The following is a 20,856-nucleotide window of genomic DNA, read 5'->3' as shown; positions in this document are numbered from 1 at the left end:
CTTTGGAAACCACTTGCGGGCGTTAACGTATTTCTGAATTTTAAATATTGTTCAGGTTCCATGCCTTCTTTCATAATATCAAAAGAAGTGGTTAACATATCAAAATAGCGGCTAATTCTGTTTAATCTTTCTGTAAAAAATGCGGTACTTGGTTTTTCATTATGGCACACTTGATCCATTTCCCAAAGTATCATTTTAAATAATAATTCATTTACCTGATGATACATAATAAACACCATTTCATCTGGTAGGGTAGAACGCTGAATTTGTAAATTTAAAAGCGCATCGGTTTGAATGTAATCCCAATACGTTATTGGTTTTGCCCAAAGTAATCCTTCTAAATGGGTTTCGGTTTTTTGATTTATTTTTCCGAACTTCTCATCTAATTGTTCGATTTTTGTTGAAATAGTATCTTGCAAAATATGTATTATTTAAAATTTATTGGATGTTTTAATCCTTTGTACTGATCAATATCTGCTTTTATAGAACCAACTGCTAAACTGGCTTTTACTCGAATTGGAATTTTATTGTCGTCGTCTGATATCCAAACGGTTAAGCTTTCTTCTTCTTTAAAAACACGGCCTGCTTGTACTAAAGGTTTAAATACCATGCAGTTTATTTCTCCAAATTTAGAATTTATATTTTCTCTACCAACAAATTTTAGTTTAAATTTAGTAGTTTCTTCATCAAAAAACATATCTATTGTTATTGATTCGCCAACAACTAATTTGTCAATTTTTGGATGGTTTCTCAAATAATAAAAAGAAGAAACAATATCTTGAACGTTTTCAGGGACATTAAATGTTTTTTCGGTTTTATTTTTGAAGTCTTTTACTAAAACGGTATTGTTATTTTGATTAAAATAGCCTTGTTGGTTTTTAGTATAGCCACCTTCGTTTATATTTCTAATAAACACATAAGGTTTGTTAGTTTCTTTATTAAAGTAACTTTCATAATTGTCTACTACTTTAAACATCATCTTGGTCATGCCTGTGGTATAGCCTTTTCCAATGACATGGTGCATTTTTTTTCCGTTAAGTTCCGCGTCTTTTACTTCTAAAGTGGCGTAACCAGCATTTATAAGTCCGTAATGTATTCTTAACTTAAAAAATTCTCCAATAGTATAAGAATCTTTTTCCTCTGTATTAAAAGAGTTTGAGAGGACAAACACCGTTAAAAGCAAGATTATTCTTTTCATTTTGTATGGTTTTCTTTGAAGAATACAATTATTGTTCCAAAGTTACAAAAAACAAAAAACCCAGTCAAAATAAATGACTGAGTTTTTATGTTTTAACCAACCAAAAACTATAAATTATGAAAACTTATACGCAATATGAGTCTACTACCTCTCAATTGCTCTGCAAAGATATGTTAAGAATTTAAATTTTATTTAATAAAAAATCAACTTTAACACTTTTAACAGAAAAAATCGCAAGAAAAGCGGTTAAAATTTAACAAAACAAAAAAATAACCTACTTTTTTTATGTATTTGACAATCTTATTTTTAACTAATTGGTTTTTAATGATTTAAATTTGGTATGTTTTAATCAAAAAAGCAGCCGTTGTAGCTGCTTTTTATTTTTATAATGTTCCTCTTTTGGCTTGTTCTCTTTCAATAGATTCGAAAAGGGCTTTAAAATTTCCTGCTCCAAAACCTTTTGCACCCATTCTTTGAATAACTTCGAAGAAAAGTGTTGGTCTGTCTTCAATTGGTTTTGTGAAAATTTGTAATAAATACCCTTCTTCATCGGCATCAATCATAATACCTAATTTTTGAAGTTCGTTGATGTCTTCTTTAAATTTAGACATGTGATCTTTCAATCTTTCTGGAATAGCATCATAATACGCTTGTGGTGGCGTACTTAAAAATTCGATTCCACGAGAACGCATATCGGCAACGGTAGTAATAATGTCATCTGTTGCAACTGCTATATGTTGCACGCCTTCGCCTTCATAGAAATCTAAATATTCTTCAATTTGAGAACGTTTTTTTCCATTAGCTGGTTCGTTAATTGGAAATTTGATTCTTCCATTTCCGTTACTCATTACTTTCGACATTAGTGCCGAATATTCAGTAGTAATTTGTTTGTCGTCAAAAGAAAGGAAATTTACAAACCCCATTACATCTTCAAACCATTTTACGGCTTCATTCATTCTATTCCAACCCGTATTTCCAACCATATGGTCTATAAATTTTAACCCAACAGGTGCTGGATTATAATCCGATTTCCATTCTTGATAACCAGGCATAAAAATTCCGTTGTAATTTTTACGTTCTACAAAAACAAATACGGTTTCTCCATACGCGCCATAAATTCCTGCACGAACTACTTCGCCATCTTCGTCTTTTTCAACAACAGGTTCAAAATAAGGTTTTGCACCTCGATTTGTAGTTTCTTCAAATGATTTTCTAGCATCTTCAACCCAAAGTGCAATAACTTTTACGCCATCTCCATGTTTTTTAACGTGTTCTCCAATAGGTGAATTGCTGTTTAAAGCGGTTGTTAATACTAAACGTATTTTATCTTGTTTTAAAACATAAGACGCTCTGTCTTTTACGCCGGTTTCTAATCCTGCATACGCTAATGACTGAAATCCGAAAGCCGTTTTGTAAAAATGAGCCGCTTGTTTTGCATTTCCAACGTAAAACTCTACGTAATCTGTTCCTAATAAAGGCAAGAAATCTTGTGCGCCTTCAAATATTTTTTCTAAGCCGTATTCGACTGATTTTAATTGATCTGACATAATAAGTCCCCTAACCCCCGAAGGGGGAATTCCTATTAGGGGTGAATAGGATTTTTAGTATTAATTATTTTATTTTCGTTTTTCAAAAGTCCCTCCTTTGGAGGGGTTGGGGAGACTACTCCACCCAAGACTTGTAGTATTGACCATCGTCTAAACCCATTGCTGCTTCCGTAACCATTAATGGGCGAAACGTATCTACCATTACTGCTAATTCTTTTGTATCGGTATGACCAATACTTCTTTCCATAGCACCTGGTGCAGGTCCGTGAGGAATCCCTTTTGGATGTAACGTAATGTGACCTTGTTCGATGTTATTTCTACTCATGAAATCACCATCAACATAATACAATACTTCATCAGAATCAATATTGCTATGATTATAAGGTGCAGGAATTGATTTTGGATGATAATCGTACAATCTTGGTACGAAAGAGCATACTACAAATGTTGCTGTTTCAAATGTTTGATGAATTGGTGGCGGTAAATGTACACGACCAGTAATAGGTTCAAAATTATGAATTGAAAATCCGTAAGGAAAATTATATCCGTCCCAACCAATAACATCAAAAGGATGTGTAGCATAAACTACTTCGTGCATCATGCCTTCTTTTTTGATTTTGATTAAGAAATCACCTTTTTCGTCATAGGTTTCTATTTCAGAAGGTAATTTAAAATCTCTTTCACAAAATGGCGAATGTTCTAAATGTTGACCCGATTCGTTTTTATATCGTTTTGGAGTATAAAAAGGCGCATAAGATTCGACATAAAATAAGCGATTATCTTCTGAATTGAAATCAATTTGATAAATCATTCCGCGTGGAATAATTAAGTAATCGCCATATTCAAAATCTATATTTCCCATCATGGTTCTTAATTTTCCTGAACCTTTATGGATAAATATCATTTCGTCTGCATCGGCATTTTTATAAAAATAACTGCGTAATGATTTTTTTGGTGCGGCTAATCCGATAATACAATCTTTATTAACAAGCATATCTTTTCTGCTTTCTAAAAAATCGTCGGCTGGTTGTAATTCAAACCCTTTTAATAACAGCGATTTTATATTCTTCCCAATAGCGATTTTTGGTTCAACAGAATACGATTTTGTAATTTCTTTGACTTGTGTTGGTCTGTGAACATGGTATAATAATGAAGAATGTCCATGAAATCCTTCGGTACCAAAAAGTTGTTCGTAATATAATCCGCCATCAGGTTTTTCAAACTGTGTGTGGCGTTTTTGGGGGAAATTTCCTAATTTATGATATATTGGCATTTCTTTAAGTTTAAAAGTTATAGGTTTAAAAGTATGTTACGATACTTTTTTATTAAAACAAAAAGAGGTATGCTCACTCAGGATTTCTCTTGATGAGGAATTTCAAATGGGCTAATAATCCATTCCAATTTTTCATAACACAAATATCGTAAAAATATATTATAAAAAAAAACGACTTCAATTTGAAGTCGTTTTTTATATTATTTTCTTTCGTTATCTAATCTTTCAAATTCTTCAGGATTATTAAGTTTTGCATTTCTTTTACCATAAATGAAATAAACCAAAATACCTAAAGCACCCCAGATAATAAATGTATGCCACGTTTCTTCTCTAACAAAAGTCATTAACCCAATGTTAAACGCTACTCCAAGAGTACCAACAATGTATACGGCAGGCGTTTTGTAAGGCCTTTCTAATTCTGGTTTTTTGTATCTTAAAATCATTACCGCTATACAAACCATTGCAAAAGCCAATAAGGTACCCATTGAGCACATTTCAGAAACTTTATTTATAGGCGTAACTGCTGCAACAATAGAAATAATTGCACCAATTAGTATGGTAGATTTATGTGGAGTTAAAAATCTAGGATGTAATTCTTTAAAGAAATTTGGTAACAAACCATCTTTAGCCATACCTAAAAAAATACGAGTTTGACCTAGCATCATAACTAACATTACACTCATTAAACCTGCTGTTGCAGCAATTGTAATTAGTAATGTAGCCCATTTTAATCCAACACCGCTAAATGCTGATGCAACTGGAGCTGTAACGTCTAACTGATCAAAACGCACCATACCCGTTAATACAAGTGAAACTAAAATGTAAAGTACAGTACAAATAACTAATGATGCAATAATTGCAAATGGTACATCTTTTTTTGGATTTATAGCTTCTCCTGCTTGAGTTGATACAGCATCAAAACCGATGTATGCAAAAAACACGATTGTAGCCGCAGTTAATACTCCGCCTAATCCAAAGTTTACTTTTTCTACACCGTCAACTATTGTTGTTGTTTCAGTTGGAATAAAAGGTTGCCAGTTTTCAACATCAACATAAAAAGCACCTACAATAATTACAAAAAGTACAACGGCTATTTTAACAACAACTATGATATTATTTGTTTTGGCAGCTTCTTTAATTCCTTTTACTAGAATGGCAGTTATAACCCATGTAATTAATAGTGCAGGTAAATTGAAAACTAATCCAGAAAGATCAATTGATGAATAATGTTCTGAAAATTTCGCAACACCTTCACCTGTAGCAAAATTTTTAAAATCTTTTAAAGTAGTTAAACTTTTAAAAGCTGATGCAAATTCAGCATTTGCAAAATTCGATTTAATTTGATCAAAAGTAGCTGAAGCATGAGTAGCTAAGTATTCTTTAACAGCATCAACAGCTTTAGCATTGTTTAATTTTTCTGTAGCGGTTACTTTATCAGATAATAATCCCAAGGGTAATTTTATATGAAATAGCCCAAGTAGTTTGGAAAAATAACCACTCCAAGCAACAGCTACAGTTGTAGCACCCATCATGTATTCTAGAATTAAATTCCAACCAATAAACCATGCGAAAATTTCTCCTATAGTCCCATAAGCGTAGGCATAAGCAGATCCTTCAACTGGAAGCACTGAAGCAAATTCGGCATAACATAACGAAGCAAATAAACATCCTACACCCGCAATAACAAAAGACAATGCTAATGCTGGTCCTGCATAATCATGAGCAGCAATACCGGTTAAGGTAAAAATTCCTCCACCAATAATAGCTCCAATTCCCAATGAGGTTAACCCCCATTTTGTTAGGACACGTTTTAATTCGCTTTTTTTCATATCAGCTTCAAATGCTGACACTGGTTTAACTCTCCAAATAGACATAAAGTAATAATTTTTAGTTGCTTCAAATATAGGATTTTTTCAATTAAATATCCAAATCAAAAAAGATATTTAAAAAACGAAGCCTAGATTTACCCAAAAAGCAGAAAAATTTGATTCGGGTGACCACGTGTATTTTATTTCAACAGGACCTACTAACGTTTCTAAACCATAACCCAGACCAAACCCAGTATATGTGGGTTTGTTAAACCAGGTTTTTGTGGCATTAAAAATAAAATCACCAACTATCGAAGCATTATAGGTTAAGTTGATGTGATTTTTTTTATAAAATTCGTAATCAAAATTCCCACTAGTTTTTATGTATGAATTCCCGCTAATACTTAAAAAATCATATCCATAAAATGGACGAATGTTGTTATTATCTCTAAATCCGGTTCCTCCTAAGGCAAAATCGAAATAAGGTAAAGTGGAATGTCCAATTTTGAAACCTACTTCATTTTGAAAAGTAAAGGAGAAATTTTTAAAAGGAGAAAATGCAATAGCCATATCTGTTTTTGAGATAGAAAATTTTGAAAATTGATTGGTGTAGTCCGATGAACTAAAATAATAATTAAAATCACTTTTTAAGTACCATCCTTTTTTTGGAAAAAATTTATCATCAAAAGTATCGTAATTTAAATACCCCAACAAAGATAAATAATTACTGTTTTCAATTGTTTTATTGGCTTTTATTAAATTGTCAGATTTTAAAACTAAGTTTTGAAACTCAAACCCTCCACCAATATTAAATTTTCTTAAAAAAACAGTTTGAAGAAACACTTTTGTAGTAATACTTGAATAATCTAAATTAATTTTTTCAAATGCATTAGTTAAATATTTTTGAGTTCCAAAAGCTGAATTAACATTCTTATTGAATGTATTTAAACTAGAATTAATTCCAAAACTAAAATAATAGCCATTATCAATTAAGTAATTAAAATCGTACCTAAAATTATCGCCAAAAATTAAATCTAAAGAGACCATGTCGTTTTTAGAAATAATTTTCTTTTGGGTAATGTTAATTAAAGCTCCACTTTTATATAATTCATCATAATGAAGCGCAAATTTTAATAATGTATTTATTTTGTTTTCTCTTAAACTTATAAAAATATCTTTCTCGTTAAATTGATATTTTACTGAACTAAAGTTTTGCGTATTACTTAAGTTTTGAATGCCATTTTGAAAATCTTCAAAACTTATTTTTGTGTTTGGTTTAAATCGTAATTTTCCTAAAACATACGCTCGTGTATAATTTTTTAGTTCTGTAAAACCAATGTTTCCAATAAAAATGGAATCTTTAATAAGTTTTAATTCTGGTTTTTTATATGTTTTATTTTCAAATTTTTGTAGTTCGGTTAAAAAATTTCTTGTAGCAAATTCTCCGTTTTCTATAATTTTTTTACCGTTTTCGAAAGACAAAACAGAATACCCTTTAATTTCTGGTTTAATATAAATATTCGTAAGTTTTTGCTTGTTTTTCATTTGTGAAAGCGTGTAAAAATTCGAAATTTGTCCAAAAATAGTTGTGATACCTTGTAACTCTTTCCTTTCTTTTAAGTTCTCTTGAACATCAACTCCTATAATAAATTCGGCACCTAATTCTTTAAGTTTTTCAACGGGATAATTATTAGTTACCCCGCCATCTACCAGCAATCGACCTTCAATTTCTATTGGATAGAAAATACTTGGAACAGAACTACTTGCAACTAAAGCTTGAGGAAAAATTCCTTTATTTAAGATTATTTCTTCTCCAGTTTCAATATCTGTAGCCATACAGAAAAACGGAATTGGTAATTTTTTGAAATCTCTCGTATTTCTTACGTGATAGGTTAATTTCGATAAAAAATGATAATTATAAAAACCTTTTGAAAGTGCATTTGGGGTTTCTAATTTCAAATTTTTAAAAGGTAAGGATAGCGCGTAAATATCATCGCTTCTTTTATTAAAAAGTAATTTAGATTTTCTCGGAATATTATCCTGTACTAAATCGTCTATGTTTAAGGTTTTAAATATAGAATCTAATTGTTTACCTGTATAACCTGACGCGTACAAACCTCCAACAATCGCGCCCATACTGGTACCGCCAATGTAGTCTATCTTTATTCCTAAAGAGTCTATTACTTTTAGTACACCAATATGCGCCAATCCTTTCGCACCACCTCCTGAAAGCACTAAACCAATTTTTGGCTTCTTTATTGTGTCTTGTGCAATTGAGTTAAAAGGTAAAAGTAAAAAGGCAAAAGCAAAAAATATAAAACAAGAAAATGTACCACGAATGTGATTCAATTTGCTCTTTTTACTTTTTACTTGTTTCTTTATCACTTGTTATTCTTTTTTGTAAAAGTCGGAAATTTTTTTTGCTTTTGAAAGTCCAATTACTGAAGAAATTTCAGATTCTGTAGCTTCTTTTAATCTTTTTACACTTTTGAAGTGCGAAATTAAGGTTATCATTGTTTTTTCGCCAATGCCAGGAATACTTTCAACGGAAGAATTTAATGCCGATTTACTTCTTTTATCGCGATGATGCGTAATTCCAAATCGGTGTGCTTCGTTTCGTAATTGTTGAATGATTTTAAGTGTTTCCGATTTTTTATCCAAATATAAAGGTATTGGATCATCTGGATAAAACAATTCTTCTAATCGTTTTGCAATACCAATAATGGCAATTTTACCACGCAAACCTAAATCTTCTAAACTTTTTAATGCCGAAGATAATTGTCCTTTTCCGCCATCTATAATAATAAGTTGAGGTAAAGATTCTTTTTCGTCCAAAAGTCTTTTATACCTTCTATACACCACTTCTTCCATCGAAGCGAAATCATTTGGTCCTTCAACAGTTTTTATATTGAAATGTCTGTAGTCTTTTTTGCTCGCTTTTCCATCTTTAAATACCACACAGGCTGATACAGGATTTGTTCCTTGAATATTAGAATTATCAAAACATTCAATATGCCGAGGTTCTACAGAAAGGCGTAAATCTTTTTGCATTTGTGCCATAATTCGGTTTGTATGACGGTCTGGATCTACAATTTTAATTTGTTTTAATTGGTCTAATCTGTAATATTTTGCGTTTCGTTCAGATAAGTTTAAAATCTCTTTTTTATCTCCTAATTTAGGAACAGTTACTTTTATAGTTTCACCTAAATCTATTTCAAAAGGCACGATAATTTCACGAGAGGTTAAAAAGAATCGTGCTCTAATTTCAACAATTGCTAATTCTAATAATTCTTGATTGGTTTCGTCTAATTTTTTCTTTAATTCTAAGGTGTGCGATCGAATAATAGCGCCGTGTGAAATCTGTAAAAAATTAACATACGCCATTGTTTCATCTGAAATAATGGAGAAAACATCAATATTGGTAATTTTCGGATTTATTATCGTTGATTTTGCTTGATAGTTTTCTAATACTTCAATTTTATCTTTAATTTTTTGTGCTTCTTCAAACTTCATTTCGGAAGCTAAAATTTGCATGTGATTTTTGAAATCTTTTAGACTTTCTTTAAAATTTCCTTTTAAAATTTCTCGTATAGCCGTAATTTGTGTCTGATACTTTTCTTGTGTTTCATGACCTTCACAGCCTCCTCTACAATTTCCAATATGATACTCTAAACATACTTTGTATTTTTCTGCTCGAATATTAGAAAGGGACAAATCGAAATTACAAGTTCGTAAGGGATACAAAGTTTTTATTAATTCTAATAACGTATTTACGGTTTTAAAACTGGTATAGGGGCCAAAATATTCTGAGCCGTCTTTTACCATTTTGCGGGTTGAAAATACTCTTGGAAACGCTTCTTTTTTGATGCAAATCCAAGGATATGTTTTGTCATCACGAAGTAATACATTGTATCTTGGTTGAAGCGTTTTAATAAGATTGTTTTCTAACAATAACGCATCCGTTTCTGTAGGAACAACGATATGTTTTATGGTTACAATTTTTTTTACTAAAACTGAAGTTTTATAATTATCATGGTTTTTTGTAAAATAGGATTGTACGCGTTTTTTTAAATTTTTTGCTTTGCCTACATACAAAATCTTATCGTCTTTATCGTAATATTGGTACACACCAGGATTATCAGGTAAGGTTTGAATTTGTAGTTCGAGTGGTGTCATTTGCAGTATACAGTGTTCAGTTTTTAGTATTCAGTAATTTGACTTGAGAAAGTCATACAAAAATAACAAAAAACAATTGATTTAGCATGAAGTAAATTTTTATTACTTTAGCAAAAAGTAAATCACAGTATGCATAAGGAAATTACTATTTTTAACGAAACGATATTACCTGGAAAAAGCAAAACAATAAACATGCAAATTGGAAAATTGCATACGATGACCGATTTGCACATACCAATTATTGTGGAAAGAAGTAAAAAAGAAGGTCCGGTAGTGCTTTTTACAGCAGGTTTGCATGGCGATGAAATTAATGGAACTGAAATAGTTAGAGAATTAATTGTAAAAAAAATTAATAAACCAAAACGAGGCACTATTATCTGTATTCCTGTGATTAATATTTTTGGATTTGTCAATCAAACCAGAGAATTTCCTGATGGTAGAGATTTAAATCGAATTTTTCCTGGAAGCAAAACAGGTTCTTTAGCAAGTCAATTCGCGTATTATATTTTAAAAGAAATTATACCTCATATAGATTATGCAATAGATTTTCATGCGGGTGGTGCCCAAAGATTTAATGCTCCACAAATTCGAATTGTGCCTAATAATGCTGAATTAAAAACACTTTCAGATGTATTTGGTGCGCCTTTTACCTTATATTCTAATAATATTTCCGGTTCGTTTAGAAGTTCATGTGATAAAATGAATGTAAAAATGTTATTGTTTGAAGGAGGAAAATCTGTAGATATTAATAATGGTGTAACTAAAGAAGCGGTGGAAGGGACCAAACGATTTTTACTACACTTTGGAATGTTAAAAAATAAACACGAAATTTCAAAACCGCACCAAACAATATATATTGAAACGTCGGATTGGATTCGAGCTAATTTTTCTGGAATGTTTCACGGCTTAAAACAAATTGGAAGTTTTGTAACAAAAGGCGAATTATTAGCCAAAATTTCTGATCCCTTTGGCAAAGTAAGTCATAAACTAAAAGCCCCACATGATGGCTATTTAATAAATGTAAATGATGCCCCAATTGTATATCAAGGTGATGCGGTTTTTCATATTTCAACTAAATTAGAAAATGACGAAGAAGGAATTAAGAACCAAGTATAACGCTTTAAGGCAAAATTTATCTGAAGCTACGATTGAAGATTTATCCTTACAAATTGCCAATCAAATTATTCATTTAGATATTTGGCAACACAGTTTTTATCATATTTTTTTACCTATTGAAACCAAAAAAGAAGTAAATACAGAATATATTTTACAAGTTTTAGCAGGAAAAGATAAAAACATCGTGCTTTCTGTAAGCGATTTTTCAACTCGAGAAATGACTCATTTTCTTTTAACGGATGCAACCAAAATAAATAAAAACAAATACAACATTCCTGAGCCAGTTGACGGCTTAGAAGTTCCTGTTTCTAAAATTAATGTGGTTTTTGTGCCTCTTTTAGCTTTTGACGAAAAAGGCAATAGAGTAGGCTATGGAAAAGGTTTTTATGATCAGTTTTTGTCAAAATGCCAACCAGAAACCATAAAAATTGGTCTTTCTTTTTTTGAATCCGAAAAATTAATTTCCGACACCTTATCCTCTGATATTCAGTTAGATTATTGTGTAACACCAACTAAGGTTTACAATTTTTAATATTAATTTAAATAGGAATTCCATATATTTTATTATATTTGAAATTATTACTAAAAAAACAAACTATGTTACAAACTATTCATTCTACGTTAGCTTATGGTGTTTTAGCCGTATTAATTTTTGCAATTATCAATGCTTTTTTAGGGCTTTCTGCAAAAAGAAATTTTACTTCAAAAGACAGAAGTATCTCATTAATTGCGTTAATTTTTAGTCACATTCAGTTATTGGTTGGCTTATTTATGTGGGCATCCACTTTTGATTTTGATTTTAAAGCTTTAGGTTTAGTTAAAATAGATCATCCGATAACGAATATTTTAGCAATTGCTTTAATTACAATAGGTTGGAGCAAACATAAAAAAGAAGAGAGTAGTAACGGCAAGTTTAAAAAAATTGGTATTTTTTATGTTTTAGGATTAATTTTCTTACTATCACGAATACCTTTTAAACATTGGTTAGGATTATAACTTTTTTTGGCATAATTTTTCTGTCAAATCAATAAAAACATAAAGAGAAGTAAGTGAAAATTTACTTCTTTTTTAATCTTATATTATATGAAGATGAAAAAATTTATATACATATTGCCGCTTTTAGTAGTGCTTTTTTTTCAGAAGGAAAACATAAAATCAAATTTTTCTCAAGAAAAACCAAAATTAAAAGTTACAGATACAGTAAAGAAAAAAGACAGTGTTACCGCACCTGTTGAAAAATTAGAAATGTATCACAAATCGGCACATGCTTCTTATTATGCTAATAAATTTAATGGCAGAAGAACCGCAAGCGGTACAAGATTTAATAACAATGATATGACTTGCGCACACCGAAAACTTCCATTTGGCACAAAATTAAAAGTTACAGGTGTAAAAACTAAAAAAGTAGTGTATGTTACCGTTACAGATAGAGGTCCATTTCATAAAAACAGACATATCGATTTATCAAGAGCCGCATTTTGGAAAATTAGACCCTCAAATTATGGTGGACACATTGATGTAGATATTGAGATTGTGAAGAAATAAAAAAAAAGCCTTTTACCAAGTAGTAAAAGCCTTTTTGCTTAAATAGGCATTATAATATCTTTCGTCTCCTGTAACTTCTTCGCTCAACCAATTTGGTTTTTCATACGTTTCATTGGCGTCGGAAAGTTCTATTTCAGCCACAATCAATCCTTTGTTTTCGCCTTCAAAAACATCCACTTCAAACGTGTGACTTCCTTTTTTGATTAAATATCGTGTTTTATCAATTACGCCTGTTTCGCATAATTTTAATAAAGCTTCAGCTTCGTATAACTCAATTTCTTTTTCCCATTCAAAACGTGTAGTTCCTGATTCGTCGCCTTTGCCTTTTATGGTAATAAATCCTTTATCGTCTTTAATTCTGATTCGGACCGTTCGTTCGGGCGTAGAATTTAAATACCCTTGAGCAATTTTCTGAGAATGTGAAGCCTCAGCAATAAAATCTGAGGTATGGACTAAAAATTTACGTTCTATTTCTTGCATAATTCTTAAAATATAAAGAATCAAAATTACAATATTTAAACATATAAGTCACATAAGTTTTATCGTTCTTTTTATTTCAAGTTTCAAGTTTCAGCTTGGCTGAGGTTCTGGTAGCCAATAGCATTGAAATTTCTGAAAATCTGAAAAATTTCAGTTTAAAGAATTATTTTTTTTCAGTACTTTGTAAATCTTATGGAAATCATACAACGAAAAATAATTCACATTGATATGGATGCATTTTATGCCTCTGTAGAGCAATTGGACAATCCTGATTTGAAAGGAAAGCCAATTGCTGTAGGCGGAAATGAAATTCGTGGCGTGGTCAGTGCTGCCAGTTATGAAGCGAGAAAATTTGGGGTAAGAAGCGCGATGAGTGGTGCACAAGCTGCTCGTTTATGTGAAAATTTAATTTTTGTAAAACCAAATTTTGAACGATATAAAGTAGTTTCTAAACAAATTAGAAAAATATTTTATGAATACACCGATTTGGTAGAACCGCTTTCCTTAGATGAAGCATATTTAGATGTTACAGAAAATAAAAAAGGAAATCCGAGCGCCACATTAATCGCCAAAGAAATCCGACAAAAAATATTTGAAGTTACTGGTTTAACAGCTTCTGCAGGAATTTCTGTAAATAAATTTGTAGCTAAAATTGCGAGTGATTTCAATAAGCCAAATGGACAAAAAACAGTAAATCCCGATGAGGTGGAAGCGTTTATTGAAGTGTTAGATGTAAAAAAATTTTACGGAATTGGAAAAGTTACCGCCGAAAAAATGTATCAATTAGGCATTTATTCTGGAACGGATTTAAAGTCAAAATCGTTAGACTATCTTGAAAAACATTTCGGAAATAGTGGTAATTCTTACTATAATTTATCTCGAGGGATAAGTTTTAGTCAGGTTAAACCGAATAGAGAAATGAAATCTGTTGGCGCCGAACGCACGTTTAATAAAAATTTATCTTCTGAAATTTATATGGAAGAACGTTTAAAAAATATAGCTGAAGAAATAGAACGACGTATTAAAAAACATAAAATAGCAGGAAAAACCATTACTTTAAAAATAAAATATTCCGATTTTTCACAACAAACAAGAAGTAAAACGGTGCAGTATTTTATTTCGGATAAAAATCTAATTTTTGAAACCGCAAAAGAATTATTGTATCAAGAAAAACCCAAAAATTCTGTCCGATTATTAGGCATTTCTTTAAACAATTTAAACACGCATCAGAAAAAATTTGTGGTGTATCAATTGAAGTTTGAGTTTTAGATTATTGATAAATTTCGGTTTGCATCGATACTCGAACCATATATTCAATTAGTTGCCCACTTGAAGAAACTCCTCTTCCGCCCATTGCTTTTCCATACGTTTCAAATTCATTTCTTTCAGTCGAATAGCGATCTTCATTAGCACTTGTGTTTGTTGACATATTAACAATTGAACCAGTTTTTATATTGGCGCTTTTTGCTAATCTTTGCGTTATTTCTAAGGCATCTTTTACCGCTAAATCTTGTGCTTGTTTCATTAATTCCTCTGTATTTGTATTGAAATATGAAATAGTTTGAATTTTATTAAATTTTGTTTTCAATAATTCTTCAGTAAAATTTTGCATTTGATTTAAATCTAATAACGTAAAAATTATTTTTTGAGAGGATTCAAAACCAATAAATACTTCTTTATTTAATTTATTATCCCATTTTGTAGCTTTATTTGTAGCAATCAAACTCGTTTTAATTAGTGTGGTATCTTTTACATAATTTTTAATAATGTTTTTTACCAATAAAAGTGTTTTCTGGTTTTCTGTAACGGCTTCCCTCAAAGTTGGTTTAATATGATCTAACTCCAATGTTAGTATTGCTGCATTTGGAAAAGCAGAAACCTTACCTAAACCATTTACGTTTATTGTGTTTTTTTGCTGAGAAAAAGAAAAGTTTAAAACTAAGCAAGTTATTATTGTGATGTAAAATTTTGAATTTTTCATAGTTATTCCTGTTGTTATTAGTAATAGTAACGCAATTTTTTTTAATATAGTATATCAAATAAATAATTTCTTTTAAAGCTATAAATCGTATATCTTTGCAGATTATAAACGAAGTAAAACAATTTTAGTTTCAATTATTAATTGATTTTTAAAATTGTTATTGATTTTTGAAATTGAATATGAAACACATTAGAAATTTTTGCATAATTGCACATATTGACCACGGGAAAAGTACGTTAGCCGACCGCCTTTTAGGTGCGACACAAACAGTTACTGCAAGAGAAGAAAAAGCGCAATTATTAGATAATATGGATTTGGAACGCGAGCGTGGTATTACCATTAAAAGCCACGCGATTCAAATGGAATATACGTATCAAGGGCAAGAATATATATTAAATTTAATCGACACTCCAGGACACGTAGATTTTTCTTATGAAGTGTCTCGAAGTATTGCCGCTTGCGAAGGCGCTTTGTTAATTGTTGATGCCGCACAAAGTATTCAGGCTCAAACTATTTCTAATTTGTATTTAGCTTTAGAAAATGATTTAGAAATTATTCCTGTTTTAAATAAAGTCGATTTACCCTCTGCGAATCCGGAAGAAGTTTCAGACGATATTATCGATTTATTAGGTTGTAAATTAGAAGATATTATTCACGCCTCTGGTAAAACAGGTTTTGGTGTAGAAAATATTTTAGCAGCCATTATTGAAAAAATTCCACATCCAAAAGGCACAAAAGACGAGCCTTTGCAAGCTTTAATATTTGACTCTCACTATAATCCATTTAGAGGAATTGAAGTAATTTTTCGTGTCGTAAATGGTGAAATTAAAAAAGGTCAAAAAATTAAATTTATGGCAACCGGTAAAGAATATTTTGCCGATGAGGTGGGGACTTTAAAATTAAATCAGGTTCCAAAAAATGTAATTTCAACTGGCGATGTTGGTTATTTAATTTCTGGAATAAAAGAAGCAAAAGAAGTAAAAGTTGGGGATACCGTTACAGACGCTAAAGAACCAACAACCAATATGATTACTGGTTTTGAAGATGTAAAACCAATGGTATTTGCCGGAATTTATCCTGTAGATACGGAAGATTATGAAGATTTACGATCTTCAATGGAAAAACTACAATTAAACGATGCGTCTTTGGTGTTTTTGCCAGAAAGTTCTGCGGCATTAGGATTTGGTTTCCGATGTGGATTCTTAGGAATGTTACATATGGAAATTATTCAAGAGCGTTTAGAACGTGAGTTTGATATGACTGTTATTACAACCGTACCAAACGTTTCGTACTTGGCTTATACAAAGAAAGAACCCGAAGTTGGTTTCATAATAAACAATCCATCAGATTTACCAGAACCAAGCAAATTAGATAGAGTAGAAGAACCTTACATTAAAGCAACTATCATTACAAAAGCCGATTATGTTGGAAATGTAATGAGTTTATGTATTGAAAAGCGTGGCTTAATTACCAATCAAACCTATTTAACTACCGAACGTGTAGAATTGAATTTTGATATGCCTTTGGCAGAAATAGTTTTTGATTTTTATGACAGATTGAAAACCGTTTCTAAAGGATACGCTTCTTTTGATTATCATCCAATAGGTATGAGAACATCAAAATTAGTTAAATTAGATGTGTTATTAAATGCCACTTCAGTAGATGCCTTATCTGCACTTATTCACGAAGACAATGCATATAATATTGGTAAAAAAATGTGCGAAAAATTACGCGAATTAATTCCACGTCAGCAATTTGATATTCCAATTCAAGCCGCTATTGGAGCAAAAATTATCGCGCGTGAAACTATAAAAGCACTTCGAAAAGATGTTACTGCAAAATGTTATGGAGGTGATATTTCTCGTAAAAGAAAACTTTTGGAAAAACAGAAAAAAGGGAAAAAACGAATGCGTCAAGTAGGAAATGTAGAAATTCCGCAAGAAGCATTTATGGCCGTTTTAAAATTGAACGATTAAAAAAATATAAACAACAAAAAGCATATTAAATTTTGATATGCTTTTTTTTATTTAAAATATTTCATAAATTTATATGCTAATTTATAATTGCTGTAATAATATGAATTTGAAGCCCCTTTATATTTTATTATTAGCATTAAGTTCAAGTGTGTTTTCACAGACAATAACAATTGACAATACTACTAATACTCCTGCTCAGCTTGTAGATTTACTGCTTGTAAATTCTTGTGTTTCAGTTTCAAATATTGCAATTTCATCCAATCAATCAGTTGCTTATTTTAATAAAAACGGATCTACTTTTCCTATAAATGAAGGAATTATCATTCGAAATGGACTTGTTTTAAATACCCAAGGGAATTATGTAAACAATTCCACATTAAGTTCGCAAATAAATACAAATACCGACGCTTATTTGCAAACTATAAGCAACAATAGTGGTCAATCTTCCACAATAACAGATGTAGCTTTTTTAGAATTTGATTTTATACCTGTTTCAAACAGTTTTAGTTTTGATTTCTTATTTGCTTCTAATGAATATGGCGAGTACCAATGTGCTTTTAGCGATGTTTTTGCTTTTGTGTTGACCAATTTAAACACTGGTGTTTCAACCAATTTAGCCGTTATCCCAGGAACAAGTTTGCCGGTTACGGTTAAAGACATTAGAAATAATTTGTATAATTCCAATTGCGTATCGGCCAATCCAAATTTTTTCAGCACATATAATCCCATTAACATTCCAGCTTCTACATTAAATATGAGAGGCCACACTGTTGTGATGAATGCGGCTTCAGCAGTAACTCCTAATGTCCCTTATAAAATAAGATTAGTAATTGGGGATTACAATAATTCTGGTTATGATTCGGCTGTGTTTATTTCTGGAGGAAGTTTTACAACATCTTTAGATTTAGGTCCTGATCAAACAGCTTGTTCTGGAAATACAATCCAATTAAATACGCAATTGGATACTTCATATACTTTTCAATGGTTTCAAAATGGAAATCCTGTTGGAGGAAATACGCCTTCATACACAGCAAATGCTCCAGGTACCTATTCAGTAGAAGTTACAAAAGGCTCTTGTTTTTTAACAGACACTGTAATTATAAATGACTTAGTCGTTACTGCTCCAAATAATTTACAAACATGTAATACGGGTGCAACAAATTATACCTTTAATTTAACTACAAATAATGAAGCACAATTAGGTATTGACAATACCACTTATGATTTGTTTTATTATGCCTCTATGGCTGATATAACTGCAAATAATCCAATTGTAGGGCCTACAAATTTTTCTACTACTTCAGGACAAACAATTTACGTTAAAATTTACAATACAATAACAAATTTATTTTGTAGTACTGTGTATCAATTTGATTTAGTGATAAATCCAGTACTTAATGCTACACCACCTGTTGATGTACAATTGTGTGAAGCCCCTTCTGCAACATCCTATATTTTAGCTAATTTAGATCTTCAGGTATTAAACGGATTAACAGGTTATAGTGTTTTATATTTTACCAATCAAGCAGATGCTATTGCAGGAAATACAGGCATAATTAGTTCTGTTTCAATTCCGAATGGTACAACTTCAGTAACGGTTTGGATCAGAATGCAAAACGCTTCTAATCCGTCTTGTTTTAATATAACAAGTGTGGATATAAATGTAAATCCATTACCTCTTGTTGATGATTTAGCTGATGTTGTTGCTTGTAGTAATTATGTTTTGCCCGTTCTAACAAATGGAAATTATTTTACAGGTCCAGGTGGCTCTGGTACGGCTTTATTTGCTGGTAATATAATAGATGAAAGTGCAATGTATTATATTTATTTTGGTCCAGATGCTAATGGCTGTTTTAACGAATCATCCTTTTTAGCTTATTTTGTTGATGAGTATACACCTGCTTTAGATAATTGTGGTGCATTTACAGTACCCTCTCCGCCATATAATATTGGTGCTTTTTACACCGCCCCTGGTGGACCAACCGGTACAGGAACTTTAATTCCTACAGGAACTGTTTTTCCAAATGCTACGCAATTAAATATTGTTCAGCCAGTATATTATTATGCTGAGGTAAATGGCGTTTTTTGTAGAGATGAATTATTTAATATTAACATACGCCCTCTTCCTTTAATTGATACTTTACCAGATGTTACTTATTGTAATTCTTATACATTACCAGCTTTAACTCATGGAAATTATTTTTCTGAACCAGGAGGAACAGGAACACCCTATTTTGCTGGGGATGTTTTAACTGCAACTCAAATAATGTACATATATAATACTACTTCTTTTATTGACGCAAATGGTAATCCCGGGGGTTGTGCTTTAGAAACCGATTTCCAAATCAATATTATTAATACAACTTTGTTTACTAACGTAAATGGTTGTGTTAGTTATACTTTACCTGCTATTACTTTTGGAGGGTATTATACGGCTCCATTAGGCGGGGGTACTATGATTGATCCTGCTATTCCTATAACTACATCACAAGTAGTTTATTTTTATGCGAATACAACATTATTGCCAAACTGTTCAGACAACTTAAATTATAATATTAGTATTAATCCATTGCCTTTAGTAGATGTAATACCAAGCGGTGTTTACTGTGGAGAATTTATTTTACCTGTTTTAACAAATGGATCCTATTATACTTTACCCGGAGGACCTACAACTATTGGTCAAATACCTCTTTTTGCTGGAAATATTATCGATTTATCTGGGATTAGATTAAATCCAGGAACGTATTATGTTTTTAATGGACCAGATGCAAATGGCTGCTCAAATGAACAATCGTTTACAATAACTTTAAACCCATTTCCTCCCGCAGATGGTGTGCTTGATAGATTTGAATGCACGCCATATTCAATTGCTCAACCTGTAAATGGTACCATATATACCGCGCCAGGGGGGCCAAGCGGAGGAGGAACTATAGTATCGCCAACAACTGTTTTTTCTGTAACACAAACTTTTTATTTGTATAATATTGACACAGTAACTAATTGTACAATTAATAGGCCTTTTACGGTTACGTACAGCGGTATTAATTTACCAAATTACCCCAATGTTTCAGTATGTGAAACTCAAAATTATACCTTACCAGCTTTAGCACATGTACCGCCCACTCCAGAAAACTATACAATTGGTTATTTTTATGATCAAGCAGGTACATTACCTGTTGCTAATGGATTAATTTTTAATATTCCGAATACAACTACAACAATTTGGGTAGTAGCTTCAAATGGAGATAGAACCATTTGTTATGCTCAAGATAGTTTTGACATAATTGTATCTCAAACTCCAAATTTAGCTGCATTAGCATTAGTGTTTGATCCTGAAGAATGTGGAACATATGTATTACCTACTTTGCCATCTGTTGGGTTTACTTTAAATTACTATTCTCAACCTGGGGGAAATGCCGCAAATTTAATTACTAACTTAAATATTACTACTCCAGGAAATTATACCTATTATGTCCATGCCACCGCGATAAATAATCCGAATTGTAGTGCTGAACAAGCGTTTACTTTTACAGTCCATCCCTTATTAAATATTACTTTACCTCAAGGGGTTATTTGTGTAGATCCTATTACAAATGTGCTAATTAGTCCGTATACAATTCAAACTGGTTTAAATCCTGCCGTATATACCGTAAGTTGGTTTTTAAATGGGACTTTATTAGGAACGGGACCTAATTATACGGCAACGCAAGCGGGCGTCTATAATGTTACATTTGTAAAACTCACTCCAGATGTCGG

General features: G+C 31.4%; 16 protein-coding genes. 7 read left to right on the top strand and 9 right to left on the bottom strand.

Annotation, left to right across the window (positions count from 1 at the left end; all coding sequences use genetic code 11):
• The 7 genes from ABWO04_RS04905 to uvrC form a co-directional block, all read right to left on the bottom strand.
• On the bottom strand, positions 1–419 hold a 419-nt coding region (locus ABWO04_RS04905; RefSeq protein ID WP_353077858.1), incomplete at its 3' end, for a tryptophan 2,3-dioxygenase family protein.
• 8 nt (positions 420–427) lie between these two features.
• Positions 428–1,198 (bottom strand): DUF3108 domain-containing protein, encoded by a 771-nt coding sequence (locus tag ABWO04_RS04900; RefSeq protein WP_353077856.1) that lies wholly within the window; start codon positions 1,196–1,198, stop codon positions 428–430.
• Between the two features lie 383 nt (positions 1,199–1,581).
• The gene (gene hppD / locus ABWO04_RS04895) at positions 1,582–2,745 is read right to left on the bottom strand and encodes a 4-hydroxyphenylpyruvate dioxygenase (protein WP_353077854.1); all 1,164 of its coding nucleotides are present in this window, start codon (positions 2,743–2,745) and stop codon (positions 1,582–1,584) included.
• A 115-nt stretch (positions 2,746–2,860) separates the two neighbouring features.
• Complete coding sequence (locus ABWO04_RS04890; RefSeq protein ID WP_353077853.1) at positions 2,861–4,018, bottom strand: homogentisate 1,2-dioxygenase; 1,158 nt, start codon at positions 4,016–4,018, stop codon at positions 2,861–2,863.
• A gap of 200 nt (positions 4,019–4,218) precedes the next feature.
• Positions 4,219–5,892 carry an amino acid permease gene (locus ABWO04_RS04885; RefSeq protein ID WP_353077851.1) on the bottom strand — a complete coding sequence of 558 codons (1,674 nt, stop codon included), beginning with the start codon at positions 5,890–5,892 and terminating at the stop codon, positions 4,219–4,221.
• 69 nt (positions 5,893–5,961) lie between these two features.
• Positions 5,962–8,211, bottom strand: coding sequence for a patatin-like phospholipase family protein (locus ABWO04_RS04880; RefSeq protein WP_353077849.1), 2,250 nt, complete (start codon positions 8,209–8,211; stop codon positions 5,962–5,964).
• A 3-nt stretch (positions 8,212–8,214) separates the two neighbouring features.
• Positions 8,215–10,002, bottom strand: coding sequence for an excinuclease ABC subunit UvrC (gene uvrC, locus ABWO04_RS04875; RefSeq protein WP_353077848.1), 1,788 nt, complete (start codon positions 10,000–10,002; stop codon positions 8,215–8,217).
• A gap of 129 nt (positions 10,003–10,131) precedes the next feature.
• Here uvrC and ABWO04_RS04870 point away from each other — a divergent pair, with 129 nt between their 5' ends.
• From ABWO04_RS04870 to ABWO04_RS04855, 4 genes are all read left to right on the top strand, one after another.
• Positions 10,132–11,118, top strand: a complete 987-nt coding sequence (locus ABWO04_RS04870) for a succinylglutamate desuccinylase/aspartoacylase family protein (protein WP_353077847.1) — start codon at positions 10,132–10,134, stop codon at positions 11,116–11,118.
• Positions 11,087–11,650, top strand: a complete 564-nt coding sequence (locus tag ABWO04_RS04865) for a 5-formyltetrahydrofolate cyclo-ligase (protein ID WP_353077845.1) — start codon at positions 11,087–11,089, stop codon at positions 11,648–11,650. Before ABWO04_RS04870 ends, ABWO04_RS04865 begins: the two co-directional genes overlap by 32 nt.
• A 65-nt stretch (positions 11,651–11,715) precedes the next feature.
• The gene (locus ABWO04_RS04860) at positions 11,716–12,114 is read left to right on the top strand and encodes a hypothetical protein (RefSeq protein ID WP_353077843.1); all 399 of its coding nucleotides are present in this window, start codon (positions 11,716–11,718) and stop codon (positions 12,112–12,114) included.
• 93 nt (positions 12,115–12,207) lie between these two features.
• Positions 12,208–12,663 (top strand): septal ring lytic transglycosylase RlpA family protein, encoded by a 456-nt coding sequence (locus ABWO04_RS04855; RefSeq protein WP_353077842.1) that lies wholly within the window; start codon positions 12,208–12,210, stop codon positions 12,661–12,663.
• Between the two features lie 12 nt (positions 12,664–12,675).
• Here ABWO04_RS04855 and ABWO04_RS04850 read toward each other — a convergent pair whose 3' ends face one another.
• Entirely contained in the window at positions 12,676–13,143 is a 468-nt protein-coding gene (locus tag ABWO04_RS04850; protein WP_353077840.1) for a CYTH domain-containing protein, read from the bottom strand.
• A 192-nt stretch (positions 13,144–13,335) separates the two neighbouring features.
• On the opposite strand from ABWO04_RS04850, the gene dinB reads away from it, so the two are divergent.
• A complete protein-coding gene (dinB, locus tag ABWO04_RS04845; RefSeq protein ID WP_353077838.1) occupies positions 13,336–14,412 on the top strand; it encodes a DNA polymerase IV in 1,077 nt (358 codons plus the stop codon).
• A gap of 1 nt (position 14,413) precedes the next feature.
• Here the strand turns inward: dinB and ABWO04_RS04840 are convergent, their stop codons facing one another.
• Positions 14,414–15,124 carry an SIMPL domain-containing protein gene (locus ABWO04_RS04840; RefSeq protein WP_353077836.1) on the bottom strand — a complete coding sequence of 237 codons (711 nt, stop codon included), beginning with the start codon at positions 15,122–15,124 and terminating at the stop codon, positions 14,414–14,416.
• 179 nt (positions 15,125–15,303) lie between these two features.
• Between ABWO04_RS04840 and lepA the strand changes: the two genes are divergently transcribed.
• Both lepA and ABWO04_RS04830 read left to right on the top strand, forming a co-directional pair.
• Entirely contained in the window at positions 15,304–17,100 is a 1,797-nt protein-coding gene (gene lepA, locus ABWO04_RS04835; protein ID WP_353077834.1) for a translation elongation factor 4, read from the top strand.
• Between the two features lie 100 nt (positions 17,101–17,200).
• On the top strand, positions 17,201–20,856 hold a 3,656-nt coding region (locus ABWO04_RS04830; RefSeq protein WP_353077832.1), incomplete at its 3' end, for a choice-of-anchor L domain-containing protein.

Origin of the sequence: Flavobacterium sp., from assembly GCF_040382755.1 — a bacterium.
Lineage (GTDB): Bacteria > Bacteroidota > Bacteroidia > Flavobacteriales > Flavobacteriaceae > Flavobacterium.
This window is presented reverse-complemented; position numbering and strand designations above follow the sequence as displayed.

Coding starts and splice junctions, on each gene's coding strand:
- ABWO04_RS04850 (WP_353077840.1), bottom strand. CDS start 13,143: ATGCAAGAAATAGAACGTAAATTTTTAGTCCATACCTCAGATTTTATT.
- ABWO04_RS04870 (WP_353077847.1), top strand. CDS start 10,132: ATGCATAAGGAAATTACTATTTTTAACGAAACGATATTACCTGGAAAA.
- ABWO04_RS04840 (WP_353077836.1), bottom strand. CDS start 15,124: ATGAAAAATTCAAAATTTTACATCACAATAATAACTTGCTTAGTTTTA.
- dinB (WP_353077838.1), top strand. CDS start 13,336: ATGGAAATCATACAACGAAAAATAATTCACATTGATATGGATGCATTT.
- lepA (WP_353077834.1), top strand. CDS start 15,304: ATGAAACACATTAGAAATTTTTGCATAATTGCACATATTGACCACGGG.
- ABWO04_RS04890 (WP_353077853.1), bottom strand. CDS start 4,018: ATGCCAATATATCATAAATTAGGAAATTTCCCCCAAAAACGCCACACA.
- uvrC (WP_353077848.1), bottom strand. CDS start 10,002: ATGACACCACTCGAACTACAAATTCAAACCTTACCTGATAATCCTGGT.
- ABWO04_RS04865 (WP_353077845.1), top strand. CDS start 11,087: ATGACGAAGAAGGAATTAAGAACCAAGTATAACGCTTTAAGGCAAAAT.
- ABWO04_RS04885 (WP_353077851.1), bottom strand. CDS start 5,892: ATGTCTATTTGGAGAGTTAAACCAGTGTCAGCATTTGAAGCTGATATG.
- ABWO04_RS04860 (WP_353077843.1), top strand. CDS start 11,716: ATGTTACAAACTATTCATTCTACGTTAGCTTATGGTGTTTTAGCCGTA.
- ABWO04_RS04900 (WP_353077856.1), bottom strand. CDS start 1,198: ATGAAAAGAATAATCTTGCTTTTAACGGTGTTTGTCCTCTCAAACTCT.
- hppD (WP_353077854.1), bottom strand. CDS start 2,745: ATGTCAGATCAATTAAAATCAGTCGAATACGGCTTAGAAAAAATATTT.
- ABWO04_RS04855 (WP_353077842.1), top strand. CDS start 12,208: ATGAAAAAATTTATATACATATTGCCGCTTTTAGTAGTGCTTTTTTTT.